The 17,473-nt window shown below is 74.8% G+C and carries 14 protein-coding genes; 8 read left to right on the plus strand and 6 right to left on the minus strand.

The genetic code is table 11. The features are described 5' to 3' along the window. Nucleotides 1-96: 96 nt before the first annotated feature. From ACWGKU_RS21760 to ACWGKU_RS21775, 4 genes are all read right to left on the minus strand, one after another. Nucleotides 97-1,464, minus strand: a complete 1,368-nt coding sequence (locus tag ACWGKU_RS21760) for a serine hydrolase domain-containing protein (protein WP_452177563.1) — start codon at nt 1,462-1,464, stop codon at nt 97-99. Nucleotides 1,465-2,262: 798 nt separating this feature from the next. Beyond that, complete coding sequence (locus tag ACWGKU_RS21765) at nt 2,263-2,814, minus strand: gluconokinase (protein WP_452177562.1); 552 nt, start codon at nt 2,812-2,814, stop codon at nt 2,263-2,265. An 8-nt stretch (nt 2,815-2,822) separates the two neighbouring features. Continuing rightward, nucleotides 2,823-4,193, minus strand: a complete 1,371-nt coding sequence (locus ACWGKU_RS21770; protein ID WP_452177561.1) for a glucose-6-phosphate dehydrogenase — start codon at nt 4,191-4,193, stop codon at nt 2,823-2,825. After that, entirely contained in the window at nt 4,190-6,019 is a 1,830-nt protein-coding gene (locus ACWGKU_RS21775; RefSeq protein ID WP_452177560.1) for a glycoside hydrolase family 15 protein, read from the minus strand. Before ACWGKU_RS21775 ends, ACWGKU_RS21770 begins: the two co-directional genes overlap by 4 nt. A 279-nt stretch (nt 6,020-6,298) precedes the next feature. On the opposite strand from ACWGKU_RS21775, the gene ACWGKU_RS21780 reads away from it, so the two are divergent. After that, nucleotides 6,299-7,345 (plus strand): lactonase family protein, encoded by a 1,047-nt coding sequence (locus tag ACWGKU_RS21780; RefSeq protein WP_452177559.1) that lies wholly within the window; start codon nt 6,299-6,301, stop codon nt 7,343-7,345. Nucleotides 7,346-7,381: 36 nt separating this feature from the next. On the opposite strand, the gene ACWGKU_RS21785 is transcribed toward ACWGKU_RS21780, so the two are convergent. Then, on the minus strand, nt 7,382-7,861 hold the full coding sequence (locus ACWGKU_RS21785) for a universal stress protein (RefSeq protein WP_452177558.1): 480 nt from the start codon (nt 7,859-7,861) through the stop codon (nt 7,382-7,384). A 118-nt stretch (nt 7,862-7,979) separates the two neighbouring features. Between ACWGKU_RS21785 and ACWGKU_RS21790 the strand changes: the two genes are divergently transcribed. From ACWGKU_RS21790 to ACWGKU_RS21805, 4 genes are all read left to right on the plus strand, one after another. Continuing rightward, complete coding sequence (locus ACWGKU_RS21790; RefSeq protein ID WP_452177557.1) at nt 7,980-8,738, plus strand: class I SAM-dependent methyltransferase; 759 nt, start codon at nt 7,980-7,982, stop codon at nt 8,736-8,738. 293 nt (nt 8,739-9,031) lie between these two features. Then, on the plus strand, nt 9,032-10,525 hold the full coding sequence (locus tag ACWGKU_RS21795; RefSeq protein WP_401049453.1) for a Y4yA family PLP-dependent enzyme: 1,494 nt from the start codon (nt 9,032-9,034) through the stop codon (nt 10,523-10,525). Continuing rightward, a complete protein-coding gene (locus ACWGKU_RS21800; protein WP_401049455.1) occupies nt 10,522-11,856 on the plus strand; it encodes a pyridoxal-phosphate dependent enzyme in 1,335 nt (444 codons plus the stop codon). Before ACWGKU_RS21795 ends, ACWGKU_RS21800 begins: the two co-directional genes overlap by 4 nt. A 12-nt stretch (nt 11,857-11,868) precedes the next feature. Further along, nucleotides 11,869-13,059 (plus strand): aminotransferase class V-fold PLP-dependent enzyme, encoded by a 1,191-nt coding sequence (locus ACWGKU_RS21805; RefSeq protein ID WP_401049456.1) that lies wholly within the window; start codon nt 11,869-11,871, stop codon nt 13,057-13,059. A gap of 74 nt (nt 13,060-13,133) precedes the next feature. On the opposite strand, the gene ACWGKU_RS21810 is transcribed toward ACWGKU_RS21805, so the two are convergent. After that, the gene (locus tag ACWGKU_RS21810; protein ID WP_359915540.1) at nt 13,134-13,844 is read right to left on the minus strand and encodes an AfsR/SARP family transcriptional regulator; all 711 of its coding nucleotides are present in this window, start codon (nt 13,842-13,844) and stop codon (nt 13,134-13,136) included. 504 nt (nt 13,845-14,348) lie between these two features. Between ACWGKU_RS21810 and ACWGKU_RS21815 the strand changes: the two genes are divergently transcribed. The 3 genes from ACWGKU_RS21815 to ACWGKU_RS21825 all read left to right on the plus strand — a co-directional run bounded on the left by ACWGKU_RS21815 (nt 14,349) and on the right by ACWGKU_RS21825 (nt 17,363). Then, on the plus strand, nt 14,349-16,853 hold the full coding sequence (locus ACWGKU_RS21815; protein ID WP_452191530.1) for a cyanobactin maturation protease PatG family protein: 2,505 nt from the start codon (nt 14,349-14,351) through the stop codon (nt 16,851-16,853). A gap of 68 nt (nt 16,854-16,921) precedes the next feature. Next, the gene (locus ACWGKU_RS21820; protein ID WP_452181070.1) at nt 16,922-17,104 is read left to right on the plus strand and encodes a hypothetical protein; all 183 of its coding nucleotides are present in this window, start codon (nt 16,922-16,924) and stop codon (nt 17,102-17,104) included. A gap of 67 nt (nt 17,105-17,171) precedes the next feature. Further along, on the plus strand, nt 17,172-17,363 hold the full coding sequence (locus ACWGKU_RS21825; RefSeq protein ID WP_452191532.1) for a hypothetical protein: 192 nt from the start codon (nt 17,172-17,174) through the stop codon (nt 17,361-17,363). Nucleotides 17,364-17,473: the final 110 nt, after the last annotated feature.

The following is a 17,473-nucleotide window of genomic DNA, read 5'->3' on the forward strand; positions in this document are numbered from 1 at the left end:
GGGCCCGGAGGAACAGGGGAACGGGAACACGGCGGAACGGCGGAACGGTGGTGCGGCGGTGCGTGGATCGGGCCTACGGCTGCGGGACCGACCGGCTCAGCCGGAGGCGGCCCGGCGGGCCGTGCGCCCGGAGACCTGCACCCGGTCGACGCGGCCGGTGGCCAGGTCCCGGTGGAAGCGTCCGCCGGGCTCGGGGCGGCCGGTGTCGGGGGCGAGCAGGTCGTAGGAGAGGTCGGTGTAGCAGCGCAGCGGGATCGGCGGGTCGCCGTCGACCGAGAGGGTGGCCGTTCCGTCGCCGGCCGCCTCGATCCGGTAGCGGACCGAGCCGTTGCGGTAGTCGCCCGCGCATCCGGCCAGGGTCCCGGGTTCGGCGAGCGGCACGGGCCCGCGCGCGTCCACCGGTTCGATCGCCGCGGGCACCCGCAGCCCGGCCGACTTCTCCAGTTCGGCCGCGAGTTCGCGCCAGAGCGCGGTGGCGGCGCCGGCGTTGCCGGTGAAGGCGACCACCACTCCGCTGTCCGGGTCGGCCCGCAGGTGGCAGGAGGTGCCCATGGCGTTGCCGTCGTGGCCGCACCAGAACCGCCCGTCCTGGCGGTAGAGCGCCACGCCGGCGCCCCAGCCGTCCGCGAGCGCTCCCGGCCGGGCGGCGGGCTGCGGGCGGCGCATCAGCTCGGCGACGTCCGGGGGCAGCGTCTTGGACCGGCCGACCAGGGCGGCGCCGAGGGCGGCGAGGTCCGCGGCGCCGGCCAGCAGGGCGCCGGCCGGGGCTTCCAGCGGGGCCAGGTTCTGCCGGACCGCCCGGGGCCGGCCGGTCGCGGCGTTGAGCGCGTGGCCGGCGGCGACCGGTCGCCCGGGCGCGGCCGTGTCGACGAAGACCGGCCCGGTGCCGAAGGGTTCGAGCAGCAGGGCGCGCACCGCCTCCTGCCAGGGCATCCCGGTCACCGTCTCGACCAGGCGCCCGGCGGCGACGTAGCCGGCGTTGGAGTAGGAGAAGTCCGTCCCGGGCCGGAACAGCGCGTCCCGGGCGGTGCACACGGCGGACAGGTAGCGGGTGGCGGTGGTGCGGGCGGCGGCGTCGGAGTCCGGCCCGGTGGGCAGTCCGCCGGTGTGGCCCAGGAGGTGACGAATCGTTACTTCAGGCAGCTGCCGGAGCTCCGGAAGGTGCTCGGCGGCCGGCTCGTCGAGGTCGAGGTCGCCGTCGTCGGCGAGCAGCATCACCAGGGCGGCCGTGTAGGGCTTGGTGAGCGATCCCACCGGAACGGCGGTGTCCTCGGTGAAGGGCTCCGCGGTGGCGGTGTCGGCCACCCCGGTGTGCAGGGCGACGGTCTCCGCGCCGGTGTCCAGCACCAGCTGGGCACCGGGCACCCGGTGGGCGCGCGCGAGCGTGTCGAGCCGGTGCTGCAGCTCGCTGCGCAGGACCTGCGGCACCCGTTCTCGTACGGGCGCCGGACTGGCGTAGGGCATGGCGGAAGCTCCCGTTGACTGGTTCTCGGGTGCGGGCGCGCCGGGCGCCCGCAAGGGAATTGCGGATGGGAGTGCGGCACAGCGGGGAATTTCCGGCCGTCGGCGCCGCCCGCTTCCGGACGCGCGGGAACGGGGGGAATCGCGGGAAGCCCCGTCGCCCACGACCGGCCGGCCCGGCATCGGGAATCCCCGGGACACCCGCGGCCGAGCGCCGCACCCGCCCTCGCGGAGCCGTTCCGAGGGCGCATCGACGTGCCCGGGACGGACGGTGCGAATGCGACCCGAATTTCCCGCCGCACGATGAACGGCGGGCCGGCGCGCGGTGAACCGCGAACGGCCGAATACCCTTACCCCGCCGGAACGGTCGGACAGAATCCCGTCCCCCGGCGACCAGCCGCTCTCCCGGCCCCCACCTGCGCAATGGCCGTACCCGGCATGTCCATCCCCCCTGTTTGCGATCCGTCCGCGCACCCGTCGCGCGGAACGCGCCGACGCGGCCGGGGAGCCGCAGAATCCCTGCCGTCCCGAACGCCCGGACGACGAACGCGCAACAGTCTTCACGGCGGGTCAGCCGCTCGCAACCCCTTCCGATTGAACGGAAAGCGGCTCCGTCGGTAATCGGAACGCCAAAATCCCTGGTGCGACTCCCGGCCGCGCCCGGAGCACCCGAGAACGGGCTCGAATTCTTTGGCCGAAAATATGAGGTTCAGATCTCACCAGCCACTCGAACAGCTATTCGCAGCAATATTCGAGTGATTTCCCGGACGACTGTGACGGAAGTGCCGGAACGCAACGGAATCAATCGGGTGAGCCGTGAGTGAAACCGCCCGGACGCGGCAACAGGTCCAGCGCGGCGTCGACGAGCACCCCGGGGGCCGGGCCGACGTCCAGCACCGCACCCCGCTCGTCCGGCTGGAGCGGTTCGAGCGCGGCGAGCTGCGAACCGAGCAGCGACCCCGGCATGAAGTGGCCGGTGCGCCCGCCGATCCGCTCCGCCAGCAGCTCGCGGCTCCCCGTCAGATGCAGGAAGAAGGCGTCCGGGCCGGCCTCCCGCAGGACGTCCCGGTAGCGCCGCTTCAGCGCGGAGCAGCTGACCACACCGCCGGTGCCCGCCGCCTCCCGTTCGCGCAGCCACCGCCCGACGGCCTCCAGCCAGGGCCGGCGCCGCCCGTCGTCGAGCGGGATGCCGGCCGCCATCCGGGCGATGGAGTCCGGCCGGTGGAAGTCGTCCCCGTCCGCGAAGGGCACCTCCAGGCGCTCCGCGAGCAGCCGGCCCACCGTCGACTTGCCGGTGCCGGCCACCCCCATGACCACGACGCACGGGGCGCGGCGCTCGTTGCCCGGGGCCATCGGCGCCCCTACCCCCAGAACTGCGGTGGCGGGCCCTGCGAGCCGGCCGGGTACTCCTCCAGCGGCACCAGGCCCCGCTCCCAGCCGGTCAGCACCGGTTCGAGCACCCGCCAGGCCTCCTCCGCCTCGTCGCCGCGGATGGACAGCGCCGGGTCCCCGTTCAGGACGTCCAGCAGCAGCCGGCCGTAGGCGGGCAGCTCCTGCGGGTCCATCCGCGCGGTCATCGAGAACGGGGCCAGCCCGTGGGCGTGGGCGCCGATGCCGGTCAGGTCCAGGGTCAGCCCCTCCGGCTCCAGTTCGAAGCGCAGCACGTTGGGCCGGGCCTCCTCACCCTGGCCGAACGGCAGGTGGGGCACCGGGCGGAAGTGCACCGCGACCTCCTTGCGGTCCTCGCCCAGGGCCTTGCCGCTGCGCAGCCGGAACCTGGTCCCGGCCCACCGCCAGCTGGTCAGCTCCAGTTCCACCTCGGCGAAGGTCTCGGTGCGGCGCTCCGGGTCGACGCCCTCCTCCTCGGCGTAGGCGGGGACGTCGCGCTCCCCGATCCGGCCGGGCAGGTAGCGGGCCCGGCGGGTGCGGTGCACCACGTCGTGCTCGGTCAACGGCCGTACGGAGCGCAGCACGTCCACCTTGCGGTCGCGCAGGTCCCGTTCGCCGAGCGTGATCGGCGGCTCCATGGCCACCAGGCAGAGCAGCTGCAGCAGGTGGTTCTGGATCATGTCCTTGAGCGCCCCGACCTGGTCGTAGTACCCGGCCCGGCCCTCCAGCGCCAGCGTCTCGTCCCAGACGATGTCCACCTCGGAGATGTGGGTGCTGTTCCAGATCGGCTCCAGCACCCGGTTGGCCAGCCGGCTGCCGAGGACGTTCTGGACGGTCGTCATGGCCAGGAAGTGGTCGACCCGGAACACCGCCCGCTCCGGCAGCAGGTCGGCGAGCAGCCGGTTCAGCTCCTGGGCACCGGCCAGGTCCTCGCCGAACGGCTTCTCCAGCACGATCCGGCTGCCGGCCGGCAGGCCCGCCGCGTGCAGGGCGGTGATCACGGCGGGGAAGAGGGCCGGCGGGAGGGCGAGGTAGACGGCCACCGGCCCCTCGCCGGCGACGACCGCGGCCACGTCCGCGGGGTCGGTGACGTCGGCCCGCCGGTAGCGGACGGCGGCCGCCACCGCCTCCCTGGCCCCGGCCGGGAGGTCGCCGGCGTGCCGGTCGAGCCGGGCCGCGGCCCAGCCGCGGTACCGCTCGGTGTCCCAGTCCTCCCTGCTCGCGCCCGTCACCCGCAGCGAGTCGCCGACGTGTCCCGCCGCCCGCAGCGCGGCCAGCGCCGGCAGCAGGAAGCGGGCGCTGAGGTCCCCGGTCGCGCCGAGGATCGCGAGCCGGTCGATCATCCCCGCCCTCCGGCCCTCGCCCGGCCGAGGCTCACGCCGCCGGCGATGATCCCGATGTGGCTGAACGCCTGGGGGAAGTTGCCCATGAACTCCCCTGTGGACGGGTTGATCTGCTCGGACATCAGCCCCAGCGGACTCGCCCGGGAGCACAGCGAGTCGTACAGCTCCTCCGCCTCCTCGATCCGGCCCTGGCCGACCAGGTTCTCGACCAGCCAGAAGCTGCACAGGACGAAGGCGCCCTCGTCGCCCGGCAGGCCGTCCGGGGACTCCTCGTGGAGGTAGCGGTAGAGCAGCCCGCCGCCCGCCGACAGGCGCTCGGCCACGGCCGCGGCGGTCGCCACCATCCGCGGGTGGTCGGCCGGCACCACCTGGCGCAGCGGGAGCGCGAGCAGGCTCGCGTCCAGGGCGCCGCCGCCGTCCAGGTGGGCGCTGAGGGTCCCGGCGTCCTCGTCCCAGGACTGCTCCAGGATGAGCCGGCGCAGCTCCTCGGCCGAGGCGCGCCAGCGGTCCGTCCCGGCGGGCCGGCCGAGCCGCTCGCCGATCCGCGCGGCCCGGTCCAGCGCCACCTGGCACAGGCCCGCCGAGTAGGTGAACACCCGGCCCTCGCTGCGCACCTCCCAGATGCCCTGGTCCGGCTGCCGCCAGGCCTGCCCGGCGGTGTCGGCCAGCTTGGCCAGGCCGGCCCAGAGCGCGGGCTGGATCTCGCCGCCGGCGCGCAGCCACTGCTCGGCGCAGTCCAGGATCTCGCCGTACACGTCGTGCTGGCGCTGGTCGGTCGCGCCGTTGCCCCAGCGCACCGGGGCGGAACGCCGGTAGCCCTCCAGTTCGCCGTCCTCGATCTCGTCCGGCACCGGGCCGCCCCGCAGGTCGTACATGATCCGGGGCCCCCGGCTGGCCTCGAAGGCGTCCAGGACCCAGCCGAGGAAGGCGTCGGCCTCGCCCCGGAAACCGATCCGGCGCAGCGCGAACACGGCGAACGCCGCGTCGCGGATCCAGCTGTAGCGGTAGTCCCAGTTGCGGATCCCGCCGATCGGCGCGGGCAGCGAGGAGGTGGGCGCCGCGACCAGCGAGCCGTTGGCCCAGTCGTCGCAGAGCTTCAGGGTGATCGCGGCCCGCCGGACCAGGGGCTCCTGGGGGCCGTCGTACGAGAAGTGCCCCATCCAGCGGCGCCAGGCCTCGGCGGTGCCTTTCAGGGTCGCGTCGGTGTCGAAGCGGTGGTGGCGGTGGAAGCGGCCCCAGGACAGCACGAGGTCCAGGCGCTCGCCCTGCCGCAGCTTGTGGGTGCTGTGCAGGCCGGTCAGCGGACGGTTGGAGCGCAGGTGCAGGCGCAGGTCCGGGCGCCGGTGGGGCCGCACCTCCAGTCCGCTGAACAGGGCCCGGGTCTGCGCGCCGCCGCGCGGCTCCAGTTCGGCGCGCAGCCGGACGGTCCCGTCCAGCACCACGGCGGAGCGCACGAGTTCGCCCCGGTCGGCCGGTACGTCGTCGGTGAGGTCGGCGCCGGAGCGCAGGGTCAGCGCGTCGGTGACGCGCACCAGGCCGGTGGGGCCGCGCAGTTCGGTGATCAGGACGCCGGTGTCCGGTTCGTAGCGCTGCCTGGCCTCGATGAGGTCCTCCGGGGCGAGGGTGAAGTGCCCGCCGCGCGCGTGGTCCAGCAGGCCGCAGAACAGCGGTTCGGAGTCGAACCGGGGCAGGCACAGCCACGGGATGGCACCGTCCAGGCCGACCAGGGCGGCGGTCGCGCCGTTCCCGATCAGGCCGAGGTCCTCCAGCGGCAGGTAGCCCTGGCGCCGGCGCACCGGCCGGAACGGTGGGTCGGGGTCGTGCATGCCGCCTCGCTTCCGCAGTGCCGGGGGGAGTCGGTCGAAGGGGGCGCCCCGGTGCGGCTCCCGCTCCGCCGGCGGCCGGTGACCGGCCGCGCGGCCGACGGCTCCCACCTTCCCGGGGATCGGGCCGGTCCGCGATCCGGCCGCTGCCGGCTGCGGTGCATTCCGGTGAAAAGAACGCGGCCCCCGTGGCCCGCCGCTGCCCACGCGGCCCTGCCGGGCACGTGGGGCAGCTGCTAGCGTCTGATCGCGGACGATGGACGGCGGACGGCGGAGGTTGCTGTGGTGGACAGGGGCGCGGAGCGGGCCTTCATCGGGTCGTTCACCTCGACGGGCGGGCGCGGGATCGTCCTGGCCGCGCTGGACCCGGACACCGGGGCGCTGACCGCCACCGGGGCCGTCGACGGCGTGGACCCGTCCTACCTCGCCCTCGGGCTCGCCACGGGCGGCCCCGTGCTCTACGCCGTGTCCGAGACGGCGCCGGGCGCCGTCACCGCCTACGACATCGCCGGTCCGGTTCCCCGCCCGCTCGGCGCCCCGGTCCCGGTGGACGGGGACCACCCCACCCACCTGAGCCTCGTCCAGGGCCATCTGCTGACCGCCAACTACGGCTCCGGCAGCGTCAGTGTGCTGCCGCTCGCCGCCGACGGCACCCCGCGGCCCCCGAGCACCGTGCTGCGTCACCGGGGCAGCGGCCCGCACCCGGACCGCCAACGGGCCCCGCACGCCCACCAGGTGCTCCCCGACCCGTCGGGGCGCTGGGTGCTCGCGGTCGACCTCGGCACCGACTCGGTGCGGATCTGCGCCCTGGACCCGGCGACGGGAGGGCCGGCCCCGCACTCGGAGACCGCGCTGCCGCCCGGCACCGGTCCTCGGCACCTGGCCTTCCACCCCTCCGGCCGCCACGCGTACGTGCTCGGCGAGCTGCGCCCCGTGGTGACGGTCTGCCGCTGGGACGCGGCGGCCGGGGCCCTCGAACCGGTCGCGGAGGTCCCGCTGTTCCCCGAGGGTGTCGAAGGCCCGGTCTCCCCGTCGGCCCCGGTGGTCTCCCCCGACGGCCGGTTCCTGTGGGCGGCGGAGCGCGGCACCGACACCATCGTGGTGCTCGCCCTCGACGGGACGGGCGAGCGGGCCCGGGTGGTCACCTCCGTGCCCTGCGGCGGCCGCTGGCCGCGGGACCTGGTGCTGGGCCCCACGGGCACCCGCCTGTACGCGGCGAACGAGCATTCCGGCGACGTCACCTGGTTCGAGGTGGACGGCGCGACGGGCGTCCCCCGCCGGGCGGGCTCGCTGGCCGTCCCGTCGGCGTCCACCGTGCTCTTCGGCTGACCGCGGCGCCCGGCCCGCCTCCGGGCGCCCGGCCGGTCACGCGTCCTCGGCGCGGACCACCACGACCGGGACGGTGGCGTGCCGGGTGCAGTGCTGCGCCACCGATCCCAGCAGCATCCCGGTGAAGCCGCCGAGGCCGCGGCTGCCCACCACCAGCAGGTCCGCCCCCCGGGCCGCCTCGACCAGCGCCCCCGCCGGGGTGCCGTGGCGCGCCTCGGTGCGCACCTCGACCGGCGGCCGCTCCCCCACGGCCTGCCGGACGGCCCGGTCGGCCTCCTGCCGCGCCCGGCCCTCCAGCGCCGCCTCGTCGGTGATCCCCGGGGGGAACCAGCCGCGCGCGCCGTGGTACGTCGGGTACTCCGGTCGGTGGTCCCCGTCACCGGGCTCGGTGTCCAGCCTGGTACCGACCGCACCGGGCGCGCAGCGCGGCTGGTCCGGGCGGGTGGGTGGGCCGCGGCCGACGACGGGCGGGCCCCGGGTCGGCGGCGCGGGCGGACCGAGTGGAAACCTGCACATGAAAACGGATATCGTTTCGCCGGATCCCCCGTGCCGGACCGGTTGCGGGGCCATATGAACATGACAACACTGGCAGAAGGCGAAGCCTCGAATGCGCACGGACACGGCGGGAGTCGGAATGCGAGTGGACGCCGCGCTGGCCGGGACCTGGGTGGACCGCTGGGAGCGCCAGCAGGAGCGGTACGCGGTGGAGCGTGAGGAGCGCTTCACCGTCATCGCCGACGTACTGGAACAGACCGTCGGACACCGCGAGCGGCCGCTCGTCGCCGATCTCGGCAGCGGCCCCGGCTCGCTGTCGGCGCGCGTCGCCGCCCGCCTGCCGCACGCCGAGATCCTCGCCGTCGACATCGACCCGCTGCTGCTCGCCCTCGGCCGCGCCCGGCACCCCGAGGTCGCCCGCTGGATCGAGACCCTGATCGGCCGCCCGGGCTGGGTCGGGGACCTCGGGCTCGACCGTCCGCTGGACGCCGTGGTGTCCACCACCGCGCTGCACTACCCACCGCCGGACGCGCTGCTCGGGATCTACCGCGACCTCGCGGGCGTGCTGCGGCCCGGCGGCGTCCTGGTCAACGGCGACCACCTGATCCCCGAGGACCGGCCGCTCGCCGAGCTCGCCCTCGCGATCGGCCGGCGCCGCGCCCGGCGCCGGGGCGCCGACGCCGCCGAGGACTGGTCCCAGTGGTGGGCCGCGGCCGGGCGGGTCCCCGAGTTCGCCGACCTGCTGACGGCCCGCGAGCGGCAGCTGCCCCCGACGGACGGCGCCGGCAACGGCCTGTCGGCCGCCCGGCACGGCGAACTGCTGCGGGAGGCCGGCTTCCGGCAGGCCGGACCGGTGTGGCAGTACGGCACCAGCTCCGTCCTCGTCGCCCTGCGCTGACCCCGGCCCGGAAAGCGATCCGGAGCGACCCGTCCGGGAAACGATCCGGAGCGCCGACTTCCGTACCGGCACAGTCTTTGCGAGCGCGTGACACACGCGCCCTGTTGATCACCCAGGGAAACGGTTAGCGTTTCCCTCGGTCGCCGACGCCCGCCGCGGTGGGAGCCGCACGCGGCGTCCGACCGCGCGCGCCACGCCGACGCGCGGACCGCCGGGGGACGCGGGCCGACACGGGGCAGCCTGTCGGCGGCTGCGGCCCCCTCCGCCGACTTCTCACGGAGAGCTGGTTTCGCATGCGGCCCTTACCGCTGTATCTCGAACCACGGCTGGAGCCCCCGCTCCGATCCCTCCTGGAGGAACGCGACCTCCTCCACACCCTCACCGACGCCCTGGGATCGCCCCTCAACCTGCTCCTGCCCGAACAGATCGCCGAGAACCTGGCACGCTTCCAGGCCGTCTACCGCAAGCACCACCTCACCGGCCGGATCCACTTCGCCCACAAGGCGAACCGCTCCAGCGCCCTCGTCCGCCGGCTCGCCGCCACCGAGGCCGGACTGGACGTCGCCTCGCTCGCCGAGCTCCAGCACGTGCTCGGAGCCGGCTGCCCGCCCGAGCGGATCATGGCGACCGGGCCGAAGAACCGCGAGTACCTCTGGCTGGCGGCCCGCACCGGCGTCACCGTCCACCTGGACTCCCGCGCCGAACTCGACGACCTGGCCGACCTGGTGCGCAAGCAGGCCCTGCCCCCGGTGCGCGTCATGCCCCGGCTGTCGGGCTTCCGGGCACCGGGGACCACCGTGCTCACCCGGCCGAGCCGGTTCGGCACCGACGTCGGCGAGCTGACGGAGCTGCTCGACGCGCTCGAACGCCACCGGGACGCCGTGGAGACGACCGGCGTCGCCTACCACCTGGACACCACCGGCGTACCGGAGAAGGCCGTCGCCCTGGAAACCTGCATCACGGTGCTGAACGAGTGCCGGCGCCGGGGGCTGCGGCCCCGCACCGTCGACATCGGCGGCGGGTTCGGGGTCGACTACCTCGCCGACGCCGGCCAGTGGGAGCGGTACACCACCGAACTGACCCGTGCCGTCCTGGGCAAGCGGCCCGCGCTGACCTGGCAGGGCCACGGCTACGGGCTGCGCAACGAGTCCGGCAGACTGCGCGGCACCCTCGGACTGTACCCGGCGCACCGCCCGGTGGCCGCCGAGGCCTACCTGGACGAACTGCTCTCCTACCCGGCGCCCACGCTCGGACGGCCGCTCGGCACCCTGCTGCTGGAGAACCTGTACGACCTGGCGGTGGAGCCCGGCCGGGCGCTGGCCGACCAGTGCGGGGCCACCCTCGCCCGCGTCCTGGAGGTCCGGCACACGGCGGCCGGCGAGCACCTGGTGCGGCTGGAGATGAACGCGCGGGACGTCGGCCTGGAGGAGCACGGGGTGCTGATGGACCCTCTGCTGATCCCCCGGCCCGGTGCGCCGGCCACTCCCCACCCGCCGGACGAACCGGTCGGCGTCCACCTGATCGGCAACCTCTGCCTGGAGACCGACCTGATCACCCGCCGGACGGTCTTCCTGCCCCGCCTCCCCGCCCCCGGCGACCTGCTCGCCTTCGCCAACACCGCGGGCTACCTCATGGACTTCAGCGCCGGCCGCGCGCTGCGCCAGCCCGTGGCGCGCAAGGTCGCCGCGTACCGGCAGGACGGCGCCTGGCGCTGGCGCCTGGACGAGCAGTACTGGCCCGTCGACGTGACGGCCGCCGCAGGACACCGGGGGGACGGACAGGCATGAGGTACGACAGCATCACCGACGCGATCGGCAACACCCCGCTGGTCCGGATCGACCCGGCGGTCACCGGCCTGACGCACATCGACCTGTACGCCAAGCTGGAGATGCTCAACCCGTTCGGATCCGTCAAGGACCGCGCCGCCTGGAACATGACCCGCGAGGCCCTGCCCGGCGCCGTCGAACGCGGCGACACCGTCGTGGAACTGTCGAGCGGCAACACCGCCAAGGCGCTCGCACTGATCGCCGGCCTGCACGGACTGCCCTTCAAGAGCGTCACCAACCGGATGAGGGTCCCCGAGGTCAAGGACCTCCTCCTGCTGCTGGGCGCGGAGATCGAGGAACTGCCCGGCCGCACCGAGTGCCTCGACCCGACCGACACCGACGACCCGCTCACCCGCATCCACCGGATGCTCTCCGAGGCGGACTCCGGCTACCTGCACACCGACCAGTACTACAGCCCGCTCAACCTCGACGCCCACCTCACCGGCACCGGGCCGGAGATCGTCCGGGACCTCGACGGCCGCGCCCCCGACCACTTCATCGCCTGCGTCGGCACCGCCGGTTCGTCCACCGGCGTCGCGGCCGTGCTGCGCGCCCACAACCCGGCCGTCGAGGTGCTCGGACTGGTCGCCCACAAGTCCGACTTCATCCCCGGCATCCGCACCATCGACGAGGTGCACGAGGTCGGGCTGTTCGACCCCGCCACCTACGACGCCATCGCGTCGGTCACCTCCGACCAGGCCATCGAGGGCATGCTCACCCTGCTGCGCCGCTGCGGCCTGCCGGCCGGCCCGACCGGCGGCGGCGCCCTCTTCGGCGCCCTGCGCCACCTGCGCACCGTGGACGCCGAGTTGGCGCGACGGGCGAGCGGCGAACGGCACACCGCCGTCTTCATCGTCTGCGACCGGGTCGAGAGCTACCTCAGCTACGTCCGCCGCCGCCGGCCCGAGCTGTTCAACCAGCCCGCCCGGCCGAACCCGGTGGAGGCCGTGACCCCGGCCGAACTGGCCGCCGCCCGGACCGTCGAGGTCGACGCCGCCCGGAAGTGGATCGCCGAGGACCGGCCGCTCGTGGTCGACCTGCGCGGTCCGTTCGCCTTCGCGGCCCTGCACATCGAGGGCTCGATCAACATCGTCGACGAGCTGTTCGACGAACTCCTGCACGGCGGACTGCCGTTCGGAACCCACCAGCCGGTGCTGCTGGCCTGCCCGGTCGGCGAGAAGTCCGCCCGGTACGCCGCGCTGCTCGGCCGGATGGGACACCGGGACGCGCGCAGCCTCACCGGCGGCATCATCGCCTGGCGCGACGCGGGCGCCCCACTGGTCCGGGACTGAGCGGAGCCGGCCATGACCACCCTCACCGAGCTCCACGACTGGCACCGCGACCTGCGGGCACAGTTCCCCATCGTCACCGGCAACCCGGACCGGGCCTACCTGGACAGCGCGGCCACCTCGCAGAAGCCCCGGGCGGTGCTCGACGCCGTCCAGCGCTACCTGACCACCGCCAACGCCAACGCCGGCCGCGGCACCTACACCTGGGCCAACGCCACCACCGCGCTGGTCGACCGCACCCGCACCCGGGTCGCCCGCTTCCTCGGCGACCCGGCACCGCAGCAGCACTCCGGCGTCCACTTCGTCAGCGGCACGACCGAGGGGCTGCGCACGGTGGCCCGGGACTGGCTCCCCCACCACCTGCGGGACGGCGACGAGATCATCGTGCCGTTCGCCGACCACCAGGCGAACGCGCTGCCCTGGCTGGAGGCCCAGCGGCTGCTGGCCGGCCAGGGCGTGCGCATCACGGTGCGCGAACTGCCGTACGACCCGGCCTCGCACGACTACGACCACCGCGCGCTGGCCGGACTCGTCACCGACCGCACGGCGTTCGTCGCCGCCACCCATGTGCACCACGTGTACGGCGGCGACATGAACGTCCACCGCATCCGGGCCGCGGTCGGCCCGCACGTGCCGATCTGCCTGGACGCCGCGCAGAGCGTCGGCCACCTGCCGGTGGACGTCGGCACGCTGGACGTCGACTTCGTGGTCTTCTCCGGACACAAGGCCATGGCCCTGCCCGGCACCGGCGCGGTGTGGGCCCGCAACACCCGGGGCCCGGTCTTCACCCCCGGCGGCTGGAACGGCACGCCCAACACCTGCGGGATCGCCGCTCTGGAGGCCGCCCTGGACTGGCTCGACGCCGCCGGGCCGGACCGCGTCCGGCGGTGGAACACCGCCCTGGCCGCCCGGCTCACCGACGGGCTGCGCACCCTGGCCCCGTACGAGGTCCTCGGCTGCCGGTCGAGCCTGGCCGCCGATTCCGCGGTCCAGCAGCGCGAGGGCATCGTCACCTTCCGGCACCGCGGGATCGGCTCCAACGACCTGGGCTTCGTCCTCGACAGCCACGGCCTGATGGTGCGCGCCGACGGCCACTGCCAGGCGAGGGCCGGGGAGCGCGAGAGCTCGGTGCGGGTGAGCCTGCACGTGTACAACGGCCCGGAGGAGATCGACCGGCTGCTCTCCGTGCTGCGCGGGCTGCGGTAGCGGCCCGGCCCGGGCGCGGCGTTCCGCGCCCGGGCCGCTTCGCCGGCGTGGAGTCGGGCGCCGCCGGCGGGCCGTCACATCCGCTGGAGGTTCCGCACCAGTCCGGTCATCTTCGGCGAGGGGGCGACGTTCAGCTCCCGCTGCAGGAACGAGCGGTAGTGCTGGTACGAGCGCAGCGCGCTGGCGAGGTTGCCCTCGGCGAGGTGCACCTCGACCACGATCCGGTGGGCCGTCTCACGGACCGGGTCGATGGCGATCGCCGCCAACGCGGTCTGCAGCGCCGACAGATAGCGCTCCGCGTCGCACAGTTGGTGCGCCAGACCCTCCAGGGCGTACAGCCGCAGCTGGTCCCACCGCTCCCGCTCCAGCGTCAGCCACTCCTCCTCCCAGCCCGGCAGCAGCTCGGCGGCGAGGTCGTCCACGATGTCGTCGCAGCTGACCGGCAACCGGTCGAGCCCGGACACGACCTGCCGTGCGGAGCAGCGCGCCGACCGCAGGTCCACCCGGACCGCCGGGGCGAGGCGCAGCCACTGCCCCGGGCTCTCGACCGGTATGGCCCGGCCGCGCCGCACGTGGTAGAGGGCGGTGCGCAGGTTCGCGGCCGAGCGGTGCTGGGTGCAGTCCGGCCAGAGCCGTTCGGCGACCGCCCCGCGCTGGACGCCGCCGTCGTGCAGGGCGAGGAACGCCAGCAGGTGCTGAGCACTCACCGGAAGGGAGACACAGCGTCCCGCGTCGGTGGCCTCGAAGCCCCGCAGCAGCTCGATGCCCGGACCGTCCCACAACACACCCCCACTCTGTCCCGACAGTCCGTCGCCCGCACCCGTTCGGACATGCCCCGGTTGCGGCCGAGGCCCGTCACGGCCGTGTCCGTCCGGCCCCGGACCACCGTCGCGCGTGCGTCGCACGGACGTTGTGACGGCGTCACGGTGACGCCGCCCGGGCGTCACGGCCGTCGTCGCCGACCGTGACGGCGACGCTCCGCAGTCGACCGGCCGACACCCTAATGGGCCGCCCCCGAACGGGTGTTGGAGAAGCCGCCGCTCCGCCGTGGGCACCCGGCCCGGTCCGCGGGACCGCCGGCGGTCACGGCGCGTGCACCGACCGGGCCGTGACGCGGCGAACGGCCGCGGCGGATCCGTCACGAGGACGCGACGCGTCCGTGACGGCGCTCCCGCGCCGGCCGTGACGCTCCCGGGCACACCCGTGCGACGGCCGCCCCGTTGACTGGCACCACCTGCTGCCCGGCGGAGCGCACCCGAAGCCCCGCCCGACACCGGAAGGCGATTCCCATGAAAGCCAGATCGGTGCTGCACGACGTCCGCACCCCCGAGGACGGACTCCTCGGCGACCCGGCCGTGTGCATCGCCGTCCTGGACGGTCCCGTCGACCTGTCGCACCCCTGTTTCGAGGGCGCGGACCTCACCCGGCTGGACACGCTCGTCGCCGAACCGGCCGGCAACGGCCCGATGTCGCTGCACGGCACCCACGTCGCGAGCCTGCTCTTCGGCCGGCCCGACGGTCCGTACGCCGGGATCGCCCCGCGCTGCCGCGGACTGGTCCTGCCGGTCTTCACGGACGCGGGCGAAGGCCGGGTGCCGCAGCTCGACCTGGCCCGGGCCGTCGAACGCGCCGTGCAGGAGGGGGCGCACATCATCAACATCAGCGGCGGCGAAGCCGGCACGGACGCCCAGCCGGACCCCATGCTGGAGCGGGCGCTGCGGCTGTGCGACGAGAACGGGGTCCTGGTGGTCGCGGCCGTCGGCAACGACGGCTGCGACTGCGCCCAGGTGCCGGCCTCCGTCCCGACGGTGCTCGCCGTCGGCGCGGCCGGACCCGACGGCGAGCCGCTGGACATCAGCAACTGGGGCTCCGCGTACGCCACCCACGGCGTGCTCGCCCCCGGGAGCGACATCGAGGGCGCCGCCCCGGGCGGGGGCGGCGCCGCCCTGACCGGCCGCAGCTTCGCCACACCGCTGGTGGCCGGGGTCGCCGCCCTGCTGGTCGCCGCGCAGGTACGCGCGGGGCGCCCGCCCGACCCGCGGGCGGCCCGCCGGGCCCTGTTGCGGGGCGCGCGGTCCGTGCCCTGCGCACCCGCCGACGCACCGGAGTGCCGGCGCCGGCTGGTCGGCCACCTGGACGCGGCCCGGGCCTACGAGCTGATCACCCGAGGAGACCTGACGGACCGGCCGGCCACTGCCGGGACCACGGCGGACGGCACCCGCCGCACCACCCTCCCCCCCGAGGTCGGGGCCGCCGCGGCCGGCGCACCCTCGCTGCTCGGGGCCTCCCCTTACGACTCGCACGAGGGAGCCAGCACCATGGACACCCAGAGCGTTCCCGTCGCCACCGCCGAGGCCGTTCAAGCCCCCCAGGTCGCACCGGCCGCGCAGGCCGTACCGGGCCCGGAGGCCGTCCAGGCCTTCCAGGCCGCACCCGCCGCGCAGACCGCACCGTACGAAGCCCTCTCCCCGGCCGCAGCCGCCGGGGTGACGGGCGCCACCGCCTCGGGCGCCCAGCCCGCGGGCGCTCCCGCCGTCCCGCCGCCCATGCCACTGACCGCGCCCACCGTGGCCGCGCCCCCGCCGTCCACCGGCGCGACGGTGTCCGGCCAGGCCCCGGCGGCCCCCTGCGCGTGCCAGGGCGGCGGGCCCTCGGGGGCCGTGCTGCCAGGGGCCGTGCCGTCGGGATCCGTGCCGTCGGGTGGCGCACCCTCGGGCGGCGGCGTCCGGCCCTCCTGTGCCTCCACCAACAACCGCCCGCTGGTGTTCGCGATCGGCCAGGTCGGCGTGGACTTCCTGACCGAGGCCCGCCGGGACAGCTTCCGCCAGCTGATGGACCCCGTCGAGGTGCCGGTCGAAGGCAAGCCCGATGTGACGAAGGAACTGCCCGCCAATCCCTACGACGCCGACCAGCTGCACAGGTACCTGACCGCCAACCCGTGGGCCTCCGACAAGGTCACCTGGACGCTGAACCTGGAGAGCACACCCGTCTACGCGATGGAGGCCGAACCCGCGGCGGGCATGGACTGGACCAGCAACCCCCTGGTGCAGCTCGGGTCGAGGGCGGAGGTGGAGGCGATCGTCAACGACCGCAGAAAGCTCGCGGACGCCCTGCTGGCACTCGCCGCGCCCGCCGCCCCGGTGTCCACGATCTACCGGTCCTTCCGGGACGCGTACCTCGGCCAGCACAAGTTCACCCAGGACGAGGACGGCTACATCTCCCGGATCTCGATACCCGGCCGGCTGACCGACCGGACCGTACGGCTGTTCTCCGGACAGGTCGTACCGGTCGTCGAGGTCAAGAGCCGTGGCGTCTACATCTGGTACCAGAAGCAGTTGGTGGACGCCGTGGTGAAGGCCGTCATGCACCAGGCGCACCACGATTCGCTGACGGTCGACGAGACCTACGTCCGCAAGACCATGGACGCGTTCCTCGACAAGGTCTACTACCAGTTCCGCAACCTCGGGCAGACCTCCGCCGACCGGGCGCTGAACTCCGCCGGGACGAACGCGTTCTCGATCGCCGGCCCGATCAGCAAGGCCATGCTGCTGGGCCAGAGCGTCCCCAGCACCGTGACGGAGTCCGGCAAGCCGATCTCCCTGTACTGCATCGACACCATCTCCGTCGCGAAGAGCCCGTACTGCCGCATGGGATCGGACTGCCAGGACGTGAAGGTGACCTTCTTCGACCCCGAGGACGACCGGCACGCGCGGGTCTCCATGCTGTTCACGATCGACGTCAGCGACGAGTTCCCCGTCACCCTGGCGCCGGCCCACCAGTTCCTGGAGTCCTGAGCACCCGGCACCGTCGGTGTCCACGCCGACCGCACGCCCCCACACCACCCGTCAGGAGGAGACGGATCATGAAAACCCCCGCAGGGCTCCCCAAGCCCACGCCGAGACTGCCGGTCCTCGCACCACCGGTCCGCCGGGACGGCCGGGACGAGGCCGGAACGCTGTCCGGCAGCCCGGGCGTCGTACCGGCCCGGTCGGCCTGCGCCGGCCTCACCGGCCCGGCCCGGGGCATGTGCTACGCGGCCCTCTGACGCCCCGCCCCGACGGGCCCCGCCGAGGACGGAGTGCAACCAGCACGACGAGAAGGGATGAGCAGAAATGACCAACGAAGAATTCCGTGAGGAGCGCCGGACGTGGACCCCCACGCCGCAGCTCCCGAAGCTGGCGGAGCCGGTGGACCGCACCCGCCGCACCGGCGGCGCCCTGGGCAATACCCCCGGCGTCGAAGCCGACTTCGACTGGGGCAGGCTCGCAGGCACCCTGGCGAACGTGGCCTCCAGCATCTTCTGATGAGGCACCCCGCGCCGGGGGCCGGGCCCGAGGGGGCGGGGCCGGGCCCCCCCCCCGGGGCGCCCCCCCCGAGGGGCGCCCACCCGGGCACCCCACCCGGGTGTGTGGGG

The sequence above is a fragment of the Kitasatospora sp. NPDC054768 genome (genome assembly GCF_053612025.1).

Bases quoted from the DNA above. Each gene is read 5' to 3' on its own strand.
- ACWGKU_RS21760 (WP_452177563.1), bottom strand. From the start codon at position 1,464: ATGCCCTACGCCAGTCCGGCGCCCGTACGAGAACGGGTGCCGCAGGTC.
- ACWGKU_RS21765 (WP_452177562.1), bottom strand. From the start codon at position 2,814: ATGGCCCCGGGCAACGAGCGCCGCGCCCCGTGCGTCGTGGTCATGGGG.
- ACWGKU_RS21770 (WP_452177561.1), bottom strand. From the start codon at position 4,193: ATGATCGACCGGCTCGCGATCCTCGGCGCGACCGGGGACCTCAGCGCC.
- ACWGKU_RS21775 (WP_452177560.1), bottom strand. From the start codon at position 6,019: ATGCACGACCCCGACCCACCGTTCCGGCCGGTGCGCCGGCGCCAGGGC.
- ACWGKU_RS21785 (WP_452177558.1), bottom strand. From the start codon at position 7,861: ATGTGCAGGTTTCCACTCGGTCCGCCCGCGCCGCCGACCCGGGGCCCG.
- ACWGKU_RS21790 (WP_452177557.1), top strand. From the start codon at position 7,980: ATGCGAGTGGACGCCGCGCTGGCCGGGACCTGGGTGGACCGCTGGGAG.
- ACWGKU_RS21795 (WP_401049453.1), top strand. From the start codon at position 9,032: ATGCGGCCCTTACCGCTGTATCTCGAACCACGGCTGGAGCCCCCGCTC.
- ACWGKU_RS21800 (WP_401049455.1), top strand. From the start codon at position 10,522: ATGAGGTACGACAGCATCACCGACGCGATCGGCAACACCCCGCTGGTC.
- ACWGKU_RS21805 (WP_401049456.1), top strand. From the start codon at position 11,869: ATGACCACCCTCACCGAGCTCCACGACTGGCACCGCGACCTGCGGGCA.
- ACWGKU_RS21815 (WP_452191530.1), top strand. From the start codon at position 14,349: ATGAAAGCCAGATCGGTGCTGCACGACGTCCGCACCCCCGAGGACGGA.
- ACWGKU_RS21820 (WP_452181070.1), top strand. From the start codon at position 16,922: ATGAAAACCCCCGCAGGGCTCCCCAAGCCCACGCCGAGACTGCCGGTC.
- ACWGKU_RS21825 (WP_452191532.1), top strand. From the start codon at position 17,172: ATGACCAACGAAGAATTCCGTGAGGAGCGCCGGACGTGGACCCCCACG.